The following is a 17285-nucleotide window of genomic DNA, read 5'->3' as shown; positions in this document are numbered from 1 at the left end:
GACCAGTGGCTTACCGCCCCGAGTGGGAGACCATTGCCGACATGGTCATGAGCGTCGGCGACCGCTTCGGTGACGCCGAGGCGGTCGTCGACGGTTCATTGCGGCTCACCTTCGTCGAGCTCGTCGACCGGATCCGCAGAGCAGCAGGTGCTTTCGCCGGTTTGGGGATAGAACGCGGTGATCGGGTGGCCATTTGGGCACCCAATTCCGCGGGTTGGCTGATCGCGGCATTCGGTGCGGTCAGCGCGGGCGCGATCCTGGTGCCGGTGAACACCCGATTCAGGACCGCCGAAGCCGCAGACATCATCACCCGCAGCGGCGCCAAGGTGGTCCTTATCCAGAACGGCTTCCTCGGGCAGGAATTCACGGTCCCGGCCGGTGTGCCCGCCATCGATATCGCGTCGGACTTCCTGAGTAGCGGAAGCCCCCACGTAGCGACCGGATTGTGCGGCACCGATATCGCGGACATCATCTACACCTCCGGCACCACCGGGCGTGCGAAGGGGGTGATGATGAATCACGAACAGACGCTGCGGCTCTACACCGAATGGTGTGAGTTGGCCGATCTGCGTGAGGGTGACCGATACCTGATCGTCAACCCGTTCTTCCACACCTTCGGCTATAAGGCAGGCTGCATCGCCGCGATGATCCGCGGCGCGACGATTCTGCCGGTCCCCGTTTTCGATATACCGACGGTGGTCGACCTCATCGAAGCGGAGCGGGTCACCATGCTGCCGGGAGCGCCGACTCTCTATCACGAACTGCTGGCTGTGCCGGACAAGGCGAGGCTGGCGACGCTGCGGTCCGGAGTCACCGGAGCCGCCGACATTCCGGTGGAGCTCATCCGCCGTGTGCACGAGGAGCTTCCGTTTCGGACGTTGGCCACCGGCTACGGGCTGACCGAGGCGGGAACCGTGACCCTGTCACGGCCCGGAGATTCCTTCGAGGACATCGCCACCACGGCGGGCCTGCCGTGTGACGGTGTCGAGGTGCGCATCGCAGAAGACGACGAGGTGTTGGTGCGCGGCTACAGCGTGATGCAGGGCTATTTCGACGACCCTCAGTCCACCGCCGAAGCCATCGACGCGGAGGGATGGCTGCACACAGGGGATCTGGGAAACCTCGATGACGGCGGACGCCTCAGGATCGTCGGCCGCAAGAAGGACATGTTCATCGTGGGTGGTTTCAACGCATACCCGGCCGAGATCGAGGGATACCTGCTCGAACATCCTGCGGTCCGGCAGGCCGCCGTGATCGGGGTGCCCGACGACCGGATGGGCCAAGTCGGCAACGCGTTCGTGGTGTTGCACCAGGGGGCGAGCGAGGCCGTCGGCATCGGCGAGGCCGAGCTGATCGATTGGAGTCGGACGCGGATGGCAGGTTACAAGGTGCCCCGAACGGTCGAATTCCTCGACGAGCTACCGCTGAACGCGACCGGCAAGGTGATGAAGGATCGTCTCGGGGAGCCGGCGCGATGAACGGTATGGTCGGGTCGATGGAGCGCGCCGACGAAAGCCTGACTGCGGAGGAGGCCGAGGCGCTGGCCGCCGAGGCGGCCGCCGCTGCTGAGGCCGCGCGCGCCAAGGTGGCGCGGTTGCGTCGGGAGGCCGAGTCGCCCGCCGCGCCCGCCCCCGTCGAGGAATCCGCTACCGAGCACTCCGATACCGAGCACTCCGATACCGAGCACTCCGATGCCACCGGCGAGACAACCGAGGCCGGCGACGGAGATGCCGGCGACGCGGAGGCAGCGCCCGTGCCGGTGCGCCGTCGCCGGATGGTGTTCGCCGCCAAGGCCATCGCCGTGATCATCGCGGTGCTCGGCATCGCGGGACTGGCCAGTACCAGCGCCTGGATTGTCGTCAGTCACCAGCAGGCTGAGCAACAGCGCAGCCGTAACGCCGAGTTCGCCGCCGCCGCTCGCCAAGGCGTGGTGACGCTGATGTCGCTGAATTTCAATCGAGCCGCCGATGACGTCCAACGGATCGTCGACAACTCGACCGGGCAGTTCAAGCAGGATTTCGAGGCCCAGTCAAAGGACTTCATCCGGGTCGCCGAAGAGTCCAAGGTCATCACCGACGCCACCGTCACAGCCACCGGTGTCAAGAACATGACCGACGACACCGCCGATGTACTGGTGGCCGCGTATTCCACGGTGACGAACGCACAGGGGGCCAAGGAAGAACCCCGAACCTGGCGGTTGATCGTCAGCATGGCTCGCGATGGAGGTCAACTGAAGGTGGCAAAAGTGGAGTTCGCGCCGTGACCGCGGGCCTCGCCCCGCGGGTTTTGGGCGGTGTTCGTCGATTCTGGGTCGCCATCGTGCTGGTGGTGTTGCTGGTCACCGCCGGCGGCGTCACTGGATGGCTGTATCAGACGAAGTATCGATTCGACCAAGCGACCGGTACCGCTGCGGCGGACGCCGCGGTGCAGGCAGCATCAGACGGCACCATGGCGCTGTTGTCCTATTCGCCGCAGAACTTGGAAACGGATTTCACCAATGCGCGTTCGCACCTGACCGGTGACTTCCTGAACTATTACAACCAGTTCACCGAACAGATCGTCAGTCCCGCGGCCAAGAAGAACGGGGTCACGACCTCAGCTTCGGTGGTCAATGCGGCTGTCTCCGAACTGTATCCGGACCGCGCGGTCGTACTTGTCTTCCTGAACCAGTCCACCACCAGCTCAGAGAATCCCGATGGGTCGTTTTCGACCAGCAGCGTGAAGGTGGGACTCGCCAAGGTCGATGGCGCATGGCGGATCGCGTCATTCGACCCGGTGTGACGTTAACCTGGCCGGCGTGAGACTCGCCGCGATCCTGCCGATGCCGCCCGCCGAGAATCCGGCCGCCGCGCTCACCCCGTTGGGCGGTGAACCGGCGGTGTGCCGGATGGTGCGGTCGTTGACCCGGGTGGCCGGGCAGGTTCTGGTCGTCGTCGACGAGGCGATCGCGGACCGGTTCCGTGCAGCCCTGGCCGGACTGACCGTCGACATCCTGACCGTCGACGGGTCCGCCACCCGCGCGGATTGCCTTGCGCTGGCCGGTCGCTCGTTGGCTGTTCCCTCGTTGGTCGGGGTGCGCGCCGGCTGCCAGGGCGCCACCCACGTGCTACTGGCCGATCAGCGTCACCCGCTGATGGCGGCGGACATGATCGACAGGGTGGTCGCGGCCCTTGCCGACGGCGCCGACCTGGTGGTGCCGGTGCTCCCTGTCACCGACACCGTGAAGACCGTCGATGCCGGGGGCACCATCACCGCCACGGTGGACCGCTCCACCCTGCGGTTGCTGCAGTATCCGCGGGGAATGCGTGCCGATCGGCTACCCGAAGAAAGCCTCGCCGGCGCGGTCACCGTGGACGGCGACGCCGACGCGGTGTCGGTGCAGCTGCCCGCGGATGCGGCGTTGCTGGAGGCGATCATCGCCTGCCGGTGAGCAGGTGCTCGGCCAGTCGGATGTCCGGCGGGTACGTCACCTTGAGATTGCTTGCTGCACCAGGAAATACGCGTACATCGGCATCGGTGAAGTGCTGCACGCAGGCCGAGGTGTCGGTCCCGTCGAATGCCTCGGCGTCGGCGCGGCGGTAGGCCGCCAGCAGGGCCTCGGCGCGAAACGCCTGGGGCGTCTGCACCCGAACCACCGATTCGGCGAGCGGATGCAGACCGTCTTGCCCGGCACTGGCCAGTCCGACCGCGTGGATTCCCGGGACCGCACCGCCGAAGCGCCGTGCGGTGTACAGGGCTGCGCGCATCATGTCCGGCCCGGCCAACGGACGCGCGGCGTCATGGATGAGAACGACGTCCACGGCGCCGGATTCGATATCGGCAGCGATATGGCAGAGCATGTTGAACTCGGATTCGTGCCGGGTGTCACCGCCCTCGACCAGTTCGATGCGGCGGTCGGGGATCTGCGCGCGCACCATCGCTTCGGCGATATCGAACTCACCACGTCGGTAGACCAGGATCACCCGGCCGATCTCCGGCGTATCGGCCACCGCGCGTAGCGACCAGGCCAGCATCGGCCTGCCTGCCAGCGTCAGATAGGCCTTGTTCCCGTCGGCTCCGACGCGTGAGCCGATACCTGCGGCCAGCACGACGCCGACGGCAGTGGCAGGGTCACCGGTCGGGGGCACGCGCCCACGCTAGCGTGTTGAATCTTGTCGGTGACCGGCGCGCGCCGGTGGGAGGGGAGTCCGTGTGAGCACTGCTGATGAGCGGCGACGCGGCATATCGGTGATGTCCGGGCGCGATCCGCACGAATCGCACCGAGTGGCGTCCCCGCTGGAGTTGTTGTTCGATCTGACGTTCGTCATCGCGTTCGGAGTCGCGGCATCGCAGTTCGCGCATGCTTTCGCCGCCGGTCACGTCGGCGCGGGTCTTGCCGGGTTCGCCTTCGCGATCTTCGCGGTGTGCTGGGCCTGGATCAACTTCACCTGGTTCGCATCGGCATACGACACCGATGACTGGGTGTACCGGCTGACGACCATGCTGCAGATGGTGGGCGTGTTGATCCTGGCGCTCGGGTTGCCCGCGATGTTCGCCTCGTTGGAGCACGGCGGGCACGTCGACAACGTGGTGATGGTGGCCGGCTATGTGGTCATGCGCGTCGCCATGGTGGCGCAATGGCTGCGGGCAGCGCGCCAGGATCCGGCGCGGCGGCAGGCCTGCCTGACCTACGCCGCGATCATCTCGGTTGCCCAGATCGGTTGGATCGCTGTGATTCTGCTGCACACCGGGCTGCTCGTGACGGGCCTGCTGGTGATCGCGCTGACCCTGTTCGAGATGGCAGGGCCGGTGGTGGCCGAACGCCGCGCGGGCGGTACACCGTGGCACGCCCACCACATAGCCGAGCGGTACGGCTTGATGGCCATCATCGCGCTCGGCGAGGGTGTCGTCGGCACGGTGGCGACCTTGACCGCGGTGGTCTCCGACCACGGCTGGAGTACCGAGGCGATTCTGGTCGCGGTCTCCGGCGTCGGCCTGACGTTCGGCATGTGGTGGATGTACTTCATGGTGCCCGCGGGAGAGTTGTTGCACGCCCACCGGGAGACCTCGTTCTGGTTCGGTTATCTGCCCATCGTGTTGTACGGAGCGATCGTCGGCACCGGCGCGGGTCTGCACCTGGCGGCCTATTACCTGGAGGAGCACTCCGCGCTCGGGTCGGCGGCGTGCGTTGCCACCGTGGCGGTTCCGGTGGCGGTCTACATCTGGCTGATCTACCTCCTGCACGCGCTGATGTTGCGAGCCACCAGCCGAGTGCATCTGATGCTCAGCCTGCTGGCCAGCGCGGTGCTGGCCGGTTCGGTCCTGCTCGCGGCGTCCGGTGTACCCATCGCGGTCTGCCTGCTGGTGGCCACGCTGGCACCGGTCGTGGTGGTGATCGGCCATGAGACGGTCGGGCACCGGCACACCACGGCGGCACTGGCGGCGCGGATCAGCGGCTGATGTCGGTCGGCTCGGGATCGAAGGTTTCCAGCAACCATCGGTCGGAGGCGTTGCCCTGCAGACCCAGCTGCCGCCGGGTCTTACGCCGGGTCACCAGGATGCCGATCACCGCGACCGCCCACACCACGTACTGAACCGTCCAGGCGAGCCGGAACGACTCGGAGGAGTAGCCGCCCGCGACGTCGAGGATCCAGCCCATGGCCTGCATCAGCATCAGTGAGGCCAGAAAGCCCCCCATGTTGACCATGCCCTGCGCCGTGCCCAAGGTCGCGCTGGGATTGAACGTGCGGGCAAAGTCGAAACCGACCATCGAACCCGGCCCGCCGACGGAGATGATCACCACCAGCACGACCAACAGCCACAACGGTGCCTGATTGGGCATGGCCAGCACGATCGTCCAGATGGCCGCGTTGCTGCCGATGATCGCCAGGACGAATCGGGACCGGCGATGCGGGAATCGGCCACACAGGAGACCGAGCACCACCCCGGCGGCCACGGCCGTCAGGACCGAGATGGTCAACAGCATGCCGGCAATGCCGCGGGTCTGGCCCTGCGCGGTGGTCACGTAGGGGACGCCCCACATGAGGGCGAACGCGGTCACCGAGAACTGGGTGCCCATATGGGTGAAGAAACCCAGCCGGGTACCCGGACGCAGCCAGACGGTGCGGACGTTGGCCAGGGTGGACCGGACGCTCAGCGTGGACGTGGTGGCAGGCCGGCCATCCGGGGTGTTGCGGATCAACGCCGCCGCCAGCGCCAGAGCGAGCACGGCAAAGGCCGCCACCGACAGGTATGCCGAGGTCCATCCGGCGACGCCCAGCAGCGCCAGGAACGGCACGGCCGAGAGCACCTGGCCGAACTGGCCGCTGATGCCGGTGAGTTGGGTCAGCAGTGGCACCCGCCGGGCGGGGAACCAGTGCGGCACCAGGCGCAGCACCGAGATGAAGGTGATGGCATCACCGAGCCCGACGATGGCGCGGGCGGTCAGTGCCATCGGCAGGGACTGGGTCAGCGCGATGGCGAGCTGCCCGCCTGCCATGAGAGCAGCGCCGGAGATGATCAGCACCTTGGACCCGTACCGGTCCAGCAACACGCCGGCAGGGACCTGCGCGGCGGCGTAGACGATGATCTGCAGCACCACGAACGTCGAGAGCACGCTCGGGCCGGCGTGGAAGCGTTCGCCCGCCTCGAGGCCGGAGACGCCGAGAGTGGTGCGGTTGAGCACGGCCACGATATAGGCCAGCAGTCCGGTGGCCCAGACGATCCACGGACGCACGGCACCGGCCCCTTCCGTCGTCTCGGGTGGTCGTATCACTTTGGCTGCAAAGATGGTCCCAAATTGATGGGATGAATTGCGAATCTTTTTCCGGTGACATCTCTCACCGGGTTGCCAGGTCCGGCATCGGTGCTGTTTCTAAGCCTTTTATCAGTTTGCTCAACCTGCACAGTTGCGCGCTACAGTGTGATCATGACCGTGCTTGTCGGCGGCTTGCGTGCGGTGGTGACCGCTTGGCGCTGACCGAATATCGCCTGCACGACCTCGCGCGTGCGTCCGGGGTCAGCGCGCGCAATATCCGTGCCTACCGCGAACGTGGGTTGCTGGATCCGCCGCGCCGGGTGGGGCGTGCGGCTTTCTACGATGCCGTGCATCTGGTCCAGCTGCAGGCCATCAATCGATTGCTCGCACGGGGCTTCACGTCGGCACACATCGCCGAATTCTTCGAGGCCGCACGTGCCGGTCGCGATCTGCGCGACGCACTCGGGTTGGACGCGGCGATCCTGCGACCGCGGCAACCCGCCGACGGCGTGCACCTCGATCCGCGTGAGTACGCAGACGCTTCTGCCGCGATTTCCGAAACCATCGGCGACTGCGCGGATTCGTTGGCTTCCGAGGCCGTCTCTGCGTGGCGTCTCGCGCCCCCCGGCGTCGTCGGTGCCGAGGATCTGATCGGTCTGGTGACCGGGCGGGTGGAGCGGCTGATGCGTGAGCGGTTGTCCGAAGCGGCATCGACGGCGTCCGGATGCGAACCAAAACTTACCGATCAGTAATAATTTCCAGCAAACTCGGCAAACTCATCGGATCGCGACAACAGACACTTTCGGTCCGAGTGTCTCTTTTCAGCCGAGCTCGCCGACGCGCCATGCGGCGGCGCAGGCCGCCGAATTCTTAGATAACGATTTGATAACGGCATCGCGCTGATCTGGGAAGTTATAGCTACTCGACCGTAACCACCCGCATGCAGGACGTTTGTCCCGGACGCCTTTGAACACCGTTGTGACCATCGTTACCCAACATCTGGTTACCCAGGCGTAGAACTCGCCAGTAACCATTTGAACGCGAAAAACGACCCCGATCCTTATGACACTCTTAGTGGGGCGGGATTGGCCGTCGGACACGTCCAGGACCGGATCCATCGATACCCGGACAGCCCCGGACGTACACCGGCCCGCCGACGATTCAGAGCTGAATCGTCACACAGACCACAGACCACCGGACGAATCGGACCGCGGGGGACCGATTCGCTTCCCGCCGCGACGCCGCGGCACACGGGTACGACAAGCGTGAGTGCGACAAAGACTGCACCGAGGGAGAGAACACGACGTGACGATCAACGAACACGACAGGGTGACGGCCGGTAAGAACGGCTTGAAGGATGGTTCGTTGGGTGGCGCGCACGCTCTGGTCGATCTGCTCAATGCCGGCGAGCCGTATGCCGTGGCATTCGGCGGACAGGGCGGCGCCTGGCTGGAGAGCCTGGAGGAGCTGGTCAGCTCCGCCGGCATCGAGTCCGAGCTGAGCGAACTCGTCGGCGAGGCAGCGTTACTGCTCGAGCCCGTCGCCAGGGAGCTCGTCGTCGTCCGCCCGATCGGCTTCGAGCCGCTGCAGTGGGTTCGCGCGCTGGCCGCCGAGGAACCGCTGCCCGACACCAAGCAGCTCACCACCGCCGCCATCTCCGGCCCCGGCATCCTGCTGACCCAGATGGCCGCCATCCGTGCGCTGACCCGTCAGGGCCTCGACCTGATGGGCACCCCGCCGGTCGCCATGGCCGGCCATTCCCAGGGCATCCTTGGCGTCGAGTCGCTGAAGGCGAAGGGCACCCGCGACGCGGAGCTGCTCGCCCTGCTGCAGCTGATCGGTGCCGCGGGTTCGCTGGTCTCGCGCCGGCGCGGCATGGTCGGCCGCGGTGACAAGTCGCCGATGGTTTCGGTGACCAACGTCGACCCGGCCCGGATCGCCGAACTGCTCGAAGATTTCTCGACCGACGTGCGCACCGTGCTGCCACCGGTGCTCTCGATCCGCAACGGCCGCCGCTCGGTGGTCATCACCGGCACACCCGAACAGCTCGGTCGCTTCGAGCTGTACTGCTCGAAGATCACCGAGAAGGAAGAGGCCGAGCGCAAGAACAAGCTGCGCGGTGGCGCGGTGTTCGCGCCCGTCTTCAACCCCATCCAGGTCGAGGTCGGCTTCCACACCCCGCGCTTGGCCGACGGTGTCGCGCTGGTCGACCGCTGGGCCGCCAAGTGCGGTATCGACACCGAACTCGCCCACGCGATGACCGAGTCCATCTTCGTCAGCCCGATCGACTGGGTCGCCGACGTCGAGGCGCTGCACACCGCGGGCGCCCGCTGGATCATCGACCTCGGCCCCGCCGACACCCTCACCAGGCTGACCGCGCCGGTCATCCGCGGACTCGGCATCGGCATCGTGCCCGCCGCCACCCGCGCGGGCCAGCGCAGCCTGTTCACCGTGGGCGCCGTGCCCGAGGTGCCCGCCCCGTGGACCAGCTACGCGCCGTCGACGGTCACCCTGCCCGACGGCTCGGTGAAACTGTCCACCAAGTTCACCCGCCTCACCGGCCGGTCGCCGATCCTGCTGGCCGGGATGACCCCGACCACCGTGGACGCCAAGATCGTCGCCGCGGCGGCCAACGCCGGCCACTGGGCCGAGCTGGCCGGTGGCGGCCAGGTCACCGAGAAGATCTTCGAGGACCGGCTGGAGGATCTGGCCGAGCTGTTGGAGCCGGGCCGGGCCATCCAGTTCAACTCGCTGTTCCTGGACCCCTACCTGTGGAAGCTGCAGCTCGGCGGCAAGCGCATCGTGCAGAAGGCGCGCCAGTCCGGTGCGCCCATCGACGGTGTGGTCGTCACCGCTGGCATCCCCGAGCTCGACGAGGCCGTCGCGCTGATCGAGGAGCTCAACGAGATCGGCATCACCCACGTGGTGTTCAAGCCGGGCACCGTCGACCAGATCAAGGCCGTCATCAAGATCGCCGCCGAGGTGCCCGACAAGGACGTCATCGCCCATATCGAGGGCGGCCGCGCCGGTGGTCACCACTCGTGGGAGGACCTCGACGATCTGCTCCTGAGCACCTACGCCGACCTACGCAAGCTGTCCAACATCACCATCTGCGTCGGTGGCGGCATCGGCACCCCCGAGCGGGCCGCGGACTACCTGGCCGGCCGTTGGTCGCAGACCTACGGCTTCCCGCTGATGCCGGTAGACGGCATCCTCGTCGGCACCGCCGCGATGGCCACCCTTGAGGCCACCACCTCACCGGCGGTCAAGCAACTGCTGGTCGACACCAAGGGCACCGATGTCTGGGTGGGCGCCGGAAAGGCCCAGGGCGGCATGGCATCCGGGCGTAGCCAGCTCGGTGCCGACATCCACGAGATCGACAACACCGCCTCCCGCTGCGGGCGGCTGCTCGACGATGTCGCCGGCGACGCCGACGCGGTGGCCGAGCGCCGCGACGAGATCATCGCCGCGATGGCCGATACCGCCAAGCCGTACTTCGGTGACCTCGCCGATATGACCTACCTGCAGTGGCTGGACCGCTACGTGGAGTTGGCCATCGGCGACGGCGACTCGACCGCGGACACCAAGTCCGAGGACTCGCCGTGGCTGGACATCACCTGGCGCGACCGTTTCGAGGAGATGCTCAAGCGCGCCGAGGCCCGCCTGCATCCCAAGGATTCCGGCCCGATCGAAACCCTCTTCGCCAAGAGCCCCGAAGGTGTTGCGCTGCTGGAGCATCCGGCCGCCGCCGTCGACACGCTGCTCAACCGGTACCCGGACGCCGAGACCCTCAAGCTGCACCCGGCCGACGTCCCGTTCTTCGTCACGCTGTGCAAGACGCCGGGCAAGCCGGTGAACTTCGTGCCCGTGATCGACAAGGACGTCCGCCGCTGGTGGCGCAGCGACTCGCTGTGGCAGGCACACGACGCCCGCTACACCGCCGACCAGGTCTGCATCATCCCCGGCACCGCCGCCGTCGCGGGTATCACCCGCGTCGACGAGCCCGTCGGTGAACTGCTCGATCGCTTCGAGCAGGCCGCGATCGACGAGGTCGTCGCCTCCGGCGCCACACCGGTGCCGGTCGTCTCGCGCCGGCAGGCCAATCCCGGTGCCACCGGACCCATTGCGGTGGTGCTGGATTCGCCCGATGTGCTGTGGGCAGGCCGCACCGCGATCAACCCGGTGCACCGGATCGGCGCCCCGGGCGAATGGCAGGTCAACGAGAACCGCGCCGCGACACACCCGTCCACCGGCTCTCGCCTCGAGCTCACCGACGAGGGTGTGACGCTGAGCGTTCCGCTGAGCGACATCTGGATCGACATCAAGCTCACGCTGCCCGCCGCCACCGTCAATGGTGGTATGCCGGTCGTCACCACCGAGGATGCCGCCGCGGCCATGCGCGCCGTGCTGGCCATCGCCGCCGGCGTCGACGGTGTCGACGCACTGCCTGCCGTCGTCGACAACACCGCGACCGTCACCGTCGGCTGGGATCCCGAGGAGGTCGCCGACCACACCGGTGTCACCGCCACCTTCGGCGCCCCGCTTGCCCCCGGACTGACCCTGGTTCCGGACGCCCTGGTCGGCAAGTGCTGGCCCGCGGTGTTCGCCACCATCGGCGCCGCGGTCACCGAGGCAGGCTTCCCGGTGATCGAGGGGCTGCTGAGCCTGGTGCACCTGGATCACGCCGCCCACCTGCTGGCGCCGATGCCCAAGGACGCCGCCGAATTGACGGTCACCGCAACGGCTTCGGCCGCCATCGACACCGAGGTCGGCCGCGTCGTGCCGGTCGAGGTCGTGATCAGTGACGCGCAGGGCACCGAATTGGCCCGGCTGGTCGAGCGTTTCGCCATCCGTGGCCGCACCGGAGCCGTCGAGTTGGAGGATCCGATTCGCGCCGGTGGTGCGATGACCGACAACGCGACCGATACCCCGCGTCGCCGTCGTCGTGACGTCACCTTGACCGCGCCCACCGATATGAGCGCGTTCGCCGTGGTGTCCGGTGATCACAACCCGATCCATACCGACCGCGCCGCAGCGCTTCTCGCGGGCCTGAAGGGCCCGATCGTGCACGGCATGTGGCTCTCGGCCGCCGCGCAGCACGTCGTCACCGCCACCGACGGCCGCGCCACCCCGCCGGCTCGTCTGGTGGGCTGGACCTCCCGTTTCCTGGGCATGGTGCTGCCGGGCGACGAGATCGAGTTCCGTGTCGACCGGGTCGGCATCGACCGCGGCGCGGAGATCATCGAGGTGACCGCCAAGGTCGGCGGCGATCTGGTGATGGCCGCCTCGGCGCAGCTGGCCGCGCCGAAGACGGTCTACGCCTTCCCCGGTCAGGGCATTCAGCACAAGGGCATGGGCATGGAGGTCCGGGCCCGGTCCAAGGCCGCCCGCAAGGTGTGGGACATCGCCGACAAGTTCACCCGCGACACGCTGGGCTTCTCGGTGCTGCACGTGGTCAAGGACAACCCGACCAGCCTGATTGCCTCCGGTGTGCATTACCACCATCCCGAGGGCGTGCTGTACCTGACGCAGTTCACCCAGGTCGCCATGGCCACCGTGGCCGCCGCGCAGGTCGCCGAGATGCGCGAGCAGGGTGCGTTCGTCGAAGGTGCCATCGCCTGCGGTCACTCCGTCGGTGAGTACACCGCGCTGGCCTGTGTGTCGGGCGTCTACGAACTGCCGGCGCTGCTGGAGGTCGTGTTCCACCGCGGCTCCAAGATGCACGACATCGTCCCGCGTGACGAGAAGGGTCGGTCCAACTACCGGTTGGCCGCGATCCGACCGTCGCAGATCGACCTCGACGATGACGACGTCACCGCCTTCGTCGCCGAGATCTCCGAGCGCACCGGGGAATTCCTGCAGATCGTGAACTTCAACCTGCGTGGCTCCCAGTACGCCATCGCCGGTACGGTCCGCGGCCTGGAGGCCCTGGAGGAGGAGATCGAGCGGCGTCGCGAGATCAGCGGCGGCAAGCGGTCGTTCATCCTGGTTCCCGGTATCGACGTGCCGTTCCACTCCGAGGTGCTGCGTGTCGGCGTCGCCGACTTCCGGCGCTCGCTGGAGCGCGTGATGCCCACCGATGCCGACCCGGAACTGCTGGTGGGCAAGTACATCCCGAACCTGGTGCCGCGTCCGTTCACCCTGGATCGTGACTTCATCCAGGAGATCCGCGATCTGGTGCCCGCCGAGCCGCTGGACGAGGTGCTCGCCGATTACGACACCTGGCGTAACGAGCGTCCGCGTGAGCTGATGCGCAAGATCGTCATCGAGTTGCTGGCCTGGCAGTTCGCCAGCCCGGTGCGCTGGATCGAGACCCAGGACCTGCTGTTCATCGAGGAGGCCGCAGGTGGCCTCGGTGTCGAGCGGTTCGTCGAGATCGGTGTGAAGACCGCGCCGACGGTGGCCGGCCTGGCGACCAACACGCTGAAGTTGCCGGAGTACTCGCACAGCACCACCGAGGTGCTCAACGCCGAGCGTGACGCCGCGGTGCTGTTCGCCACCGACACCGATCCCGAGCCCGAGGTCGAGGAGATCCCGGCGGTTGCCTCGGCTCCCGAGTCGGCGCCCGCGGCAGCGGCTCCGGCCGCCGCCCCGGCCCCCGCGGCCGCCCCGTCGGGTGGACCGCGTCCGGATGACATCACCTTCGACGCGGCCGATGCCACGCTGGTGCTCATCGCGCTGGCAGCGAAGATGCGCATCGACCAGATCGAACCGCTGGACTCCATCGAGTCGATCACCGACGGCGCGTCCTCGCGCCGCAACCAGATGCTGGTCGACCTGGGCTCCGAGCTGAACCTCGGCGCCATCGACGGCGCCGCCGAGGCCGATCTGTCCGGTCTCAAGACGCAGGTGACCAAGCTGGCCCGCACCTACAAGCCGTTCGGCCCGGTGCTGTCGGACTCGATCAACGATCAGCTGCGGACCGTCTTCGGCCCCTCGGGCAAGCGTCCGGCCTACATCGCCGAACGTGTCGCCAAGACATGGGAACTGGGGCCGGGCTGGGCCAAGCACGTGACCGCCGAGGTCGCGCTGGGTACCCGCGAGGGCTCCAGCGTCCGCGGTGGCAACATGGGCGGTCTGCACGAGGGCGCCCTTGCCGATGCGGCCTCGGTCGACAAGGTCATCGATGCCGCGGTCGCCGCGGTGGGTGCACGCAAGGGCATCGCGGTGAGCCTGCCGTCCTCCGGCGCCGCCGGTGGCGGCGTGGTGGATTCGGCAGCCCTCGGCGAATTCGCCGAGCAGGTCACCGGACCCAACGGTGTGCTGGCCAACGCGGCCCGCACCATCCTGGGCCAGCTGGGCCTGGACAGCCCGGTCAGCGCTCCGGAGACCGTCAGCGACGCCGATCTGATCGACCTGGTGACCACCGAACTCGGATCGGACTGGCCGCGCCTGGTCTCCCCGGTATTCGACGCCCGCAAGGCCGTCGTTTTCGACGACCGGTGGGCAAGCGCCCGTGAGGATCTGGCCCGGCTGTGGCTGCTCGACGAGAGCGAGATCGACTCCGACTGGCAGCGGTTGTCCGAGCGTTTCGAGGGTGCCGGCAACGTCGTCGGGACCCAGGCCAGCTGGTGGCAGGGCAAGGCCCTGGCCGCCGGCCGCAATGTCCACGCTGCGCTGTACGGCCGCGCTGCCGCCGGTGCGGAGAACCCGGACAAGGGCGGCTACGCCAACGAGGTGGCCGTCGTGACCGGTGCCTCCAAGGGCTCGATCGCCGCATCGGTGGTCGCCCAGCTGCTGGAGGGCGGCGCGACCGTGATCGCGACCACCTCACGCCTGGACGACGATCGGTTGGCGTTCTACCGCAAGCTGTATCGCGACAGTGCCCGCTTCGACGCGACGCTGTGGGTGGTGCCTGCCAACATGGCCTCCTACGCCGATATCGACGCATTGGTCGAGTGGGTCGGCAGCGAGCAGACCGAGAACCTGGGGCCCAAGGCCATCCACCTCAAGGACGCGCAGAACCCGACGCTGCTGTTCCCGTTCGCCGCACCGCGGGTCAGCGGGGACCTGTCGGAGGCGGGTGCGCGCTCCGAGATGGAGATGAAGGTCTTGCTGTGGGCCGTGCAGCGGCTCATCGCCGGCCTGTCGCACATCGGCTCCGAGCGCGATATCGCCTCCCGCCTGCACGTCGTGCTGCCGGGTTCGCCCAACCGCGGCATGTTCGGCGGGGACGGCGCCTACGGCGAGGCCAAGGCGGCCCTCGACGCCGTCGTCACCCGGTGGAAGGCCGAATCCTCGTGGAGCCAGCGGGTTTCGCTGGCGCACGCGTTGATCGGCTGGACCAAGGGCACCGGCCTGATGGGTCACAACGACGCGATCGTCGGCGCGGTGGAAGAGGCGGGTCTGACCACCTACACGACCGAAGAGATGGCCTCGATGTTGTTGTCGCTGTGCGATATCAACTCCAAGGTCGCCGCCGCGCGTGAGCCGATCCAGGTCGACATGACCGGCGGCCTCGGCGAGATCGAGATCGACATGGCGGAGTTGGCCGCCAAGGCTCGTGAGGAAATGGCCTCGGCCGGTTCCGACGAGGATGACGAGGACGAGGCCGGGACCATCCGGGCGCTGCCCTCGCCGCCGCGCGGCTACCAGGCGGCCCCGGCTCCGGCCTGGGACGATCTGGACGTCGATCCGGCCGATATGGTCGTCATCGTCGGTGGTGCCGAACTCGGCCCGTATGGTTCGTCGCGGACCCGCTTCGAGATGGAGGTCGACGGCGAACTGTCCGCGGCCGGCGTCCTGGAACTGGCCTGGACCACCGGAATGGTCAAGTGGGAAGACGATCCCAAGCCGGGCTGGTACGACACCGAGACCGGTGACCTGGTCGACGAATCCGAACTGGTCGAGCGCTACCACGACGCCGTGGTGGCCAAGGTCGGTATCCGCGAGTTCATCGACGATGGTGCGATCACCGCGGATCACACCACACCGCTGCTGGTTTCGGTGTTCCTCGACAAGGACTTCAGCTTCGTGGTGTCCTCGGAGAGCGACGCGCGTGGTTTCGCCCAGTCCGATCCGGAACACACCGTGATCGCGCCGGTCCCCGACAGTGGTGACTGGCTGGTGACCCGCAAGGCGGGCACCGAGATCCGGGTGCCGCGCAAGGCCAAGATGTCCCGCACGGTCGGCGCGCAGGTGCCGACCGGGTTCGACCCGACCGTGTACGGCGTCAGCCAGGACATGGCGAGTTCGGTCGATCGCCTCGCGTTGTGGAACCTGGTCACCACGGTGGACGCGTTCCTGACCGCGGGCTTCACCCCGGCCGAGCTGATGCGCTGGGTGCATCCGAGCCTGGTGGCCTGCACGCAGGGCACCGGTATCGGTGGGCTGACGTCCATGCAGCGGATGTTCCACGGCAACCTGCTGGGTCAGAGCAAGCCGAACGACATCCTGCAGGAGGTGCTGCCGAACGTCTTCGCCGGCCATGTCGTGCAGTCCTACATCGGCAGCTACGGCTCGATGATCCACCCGGTCGCGGCCTGCGCGACGGCGGCGGTGTCGGTCGAGGAGGGCGTCGACAAGATCAAGCTGGGTAAGGCCGATTTCGTGGTCGCCGGCGGATACGACGACCTGACGCTGGAGGCCGTCACCGGCTTCGGTGACATGTCGGCCACCGCCGATACTGAGGTCATGCGCGCCAAGGGGATCAGCGATTCGAAGTTCTCCCGCGCCAACGATCGTCGGCGCCTCGGATTCGTCGAATCCCAGGGTGGCGGAACGATTCTGCTGACGCGAGGCGACCTCGCGGTCCAGATGGGTCTGCCGGTGCTCGCCGTGGTGGGCTACGCCTCCTCCTTCGGTGACGGTGTGCACACCTCGATCCCGGCTCCCGGCCTCGGTGCGCTGGCATCCGGTCTCGGCGGCACGCAGTCCCGCTTGGCCCGTTCGCTGGCCAAGCTGGGCGTCGGCGCCGATGACATCGCGGTGATCTCCAAGCACGACACCTCCACGCTGGCAAACGATCCCAACGAGACCGAGCTGCATGAGCGGCTCGCCGCCTCGATGGGCAGGTCCAAGGGCGCGCCGCTGTTCGTGGTCAGCCAGAAGAGCCTCACCGGGCACGCCAAGGGCGGCGCGGCGGCCTTCCAGATGATGGGCCTGTGCCAGATCCTGCGCGACGGTGTCATCCCGCCGAACCGCAGCCTGGATTGCGTCGACAGCGAGCTGGACCACGCCAAGCACTTCGTGTGGCTGCGTGAGCCGCTGCACCTGGGTGAGAAGTTCCCGATCAAGGCCGGTCTGGTGACCAGTCTGGGCTTCGGGCACGTGTCCGGTCTGGTGGCGCTGGTGCACCCGCAGGCGCTGCTGGCGGCCCTGCCCGCCGATCAGCGGGCCGATTACCAGGCCCGGGCCAACGCCCGTGTGCTGGACGGCCAGCATCGGTTGGCGTCGGCCATCGCCGGCGGACCCGCGCTGTACGAGAAGCCGGCCGATCGCCGCTTCGGCGGGGACGGGCCGGAGAAGCCTCAGGAAGCGGCGATGCTGCTCGATCCCGAGGCGCGCCTCGGCGCTGACAACCACTACGCGAAGTGAGCGAGCAGACGTC

General features: G+C 67.7%; 9 protein-coding genes. 7 read left to right on the top strand and 2 right to left on the bottom strand.

All coding sequences use genetic code 11. From position 1 onward, the window contains the following. Positions 1 to 5: 5 nt before the first annotated feature. From IC40_RS0105825 to IC40_RS0105810, 4 genes are read left to right on the top strand one after another with little or no spacing between them, the layout of a single operon-like run. Complete coding sequence (locus tag IC40_RS0105825) at positions 6 to 1478, top strand: FadD3 family acyl-CoA ligase (protein WP_030133802.1); 1473 nt, start codon at positions 6 to 8, stop codon at positions 1476 to 1478. A gap of 17 nt (positions 1479 to 1495) precedes the next feature. Next, positions 1496 to 2263, top strand: coding sequence for an Rv1363c family protein (locus IC40_RS0105820; protein WP_138158198.1), 768 nt, complete (start codon positions 1496 to 1498; stop codon positions 2261 to 2263). Continuing rightward, on the top strand, positions 2191 to 2781 hold the full coding sequence (locus IC40_RS0105815) for a hypothetical protein (protein ID WP_042510022.1): 591 nt from the start codon (positions 2191 to 2193) through the stop codon (positions 2779 to 2781). The genes IC40_RS0105820 and IC40_RS0105815 overlap by 73 nt, the downstream gene beginning before the upstream one ends. Before the next feature lie 16 nt (positions 2782 to 2797). Next, positions 2798 to 3430, top strand: a complete 633-nt coding sequence (locus tag IC40_RS0105810; RefSeq protein WP_030133799.1) for an IspD/TarI family cytidylyltransferase — start codon at positions 2798 to 2800, stop codon at positions 3428 to 3430. On the opposite strand, the gene IC40_RS0105805 is transcribed toward IC40_RS0105810, so the two are convergent. Continuing rightward, positions 3414 to 4127 carry an IspD/TarI family cytidylyltransferase gene (locus IC40_RS0105805; protein WP_036469410.1) on the bottom strand — a complete coding sequence of 238 codons (714 nt, stop codon included), beginning with the start codon at positions 4125 to 4127 and terminating at the stop codon, positions 3414 to 3416. The two genes, IC40_RS0105810 and IC40_RS0105805, sit on opposite strands and share 17 nt — an antisense overlap. Before the next feature lie 103 nt (positions 4128 to 4230). On the opposite strand from IC40_RS0105805, the gene IC40_RS0105800 reads away from it, so the two are divergent. Beyond that, entirely contained in the window at positions 4231 to 5439 is a 1209-nt protein-coding gene (locus IC40_RS0105800; RefSeq protein WP_030133797.1) for a low temperature requirement protein A, read from the top strand. Here the strand turns inward: IC40_RS0105800 and IC40_RS0105795 are convergent. Further along, positions 5429 to 6715, bottom strand: coding sequence for an MFS transporter (locus tag IC40_RS0105795; RefSeq protein ID WP_030133796.1), 1287 nt, complete (start codon positions 6713 to 6715; stop codon positions 5429 to 5431). The genes IC40_RS0105800 and IC40_RS0105795 overlap by 11 nt on opposite strands. Before the next feature lie 233 nt (positions 6716 to 6948). On the opposite strand from IC40_RS0105795, the gene IC40_RS28540 reads away from it, so the two are divergent. Continuing rightward, positions 6949 to 7488 (top strand): MerR family transcriptional regulator, encoded by a 540-nt coding sequence (locus IC40_RS28540; protein WP_372494043.1) that lies wholly within the window; start codon positions 6949 to 6951, stop codon positions 7486 to 7488. Positions 7489 to 8041: 553 nt separating this feature from the next. Beyond that, entirely contained in the window at positions 8042 to 17272 is a 9231-nt protein-coding gene (locus IC40_RS0105785; protein WP_030133794.1) for a type I polyketide synthase, read from the top strand. Positions 17273 to 17285: the final 13 nt, after the last annotated feature.

Source organism: Mycolicibacterium neoaurum ATCC 25795 (assembly GCF_000691525.1).
Classification (GTDB): domain Bacteria; phylum Actinomycetota; class Actinomycetes; order Mycobacteriales; family Mycobacteriaceae; genus Mycobacterium; species Mycobacterium neoaurum.
The sequence above is the reverse complement of the archived record's forward strand: the minus strand, read 5'-3'. Positions and strand labels throughout refer to the sequence as shown.

What these genes read in the sequence shown, in the direction of transcription:
- IC40_RS0105820 (WP_138158198.1), top strand. Translation starts at nt 1,496, where the DNA reads ATGGAGCGCGCCGACGAAAGCCTGACTGCGGAGGAGGCCGAGGCGCTG.
- IC40_RS0105800 (WP_030133797.1), top strand. Translation starts at nt 4,231, where the DNA reads ATGTCCGGGCGCGATCCGCACGAATCGCACCGAGTGGCGTCCCCGCTG.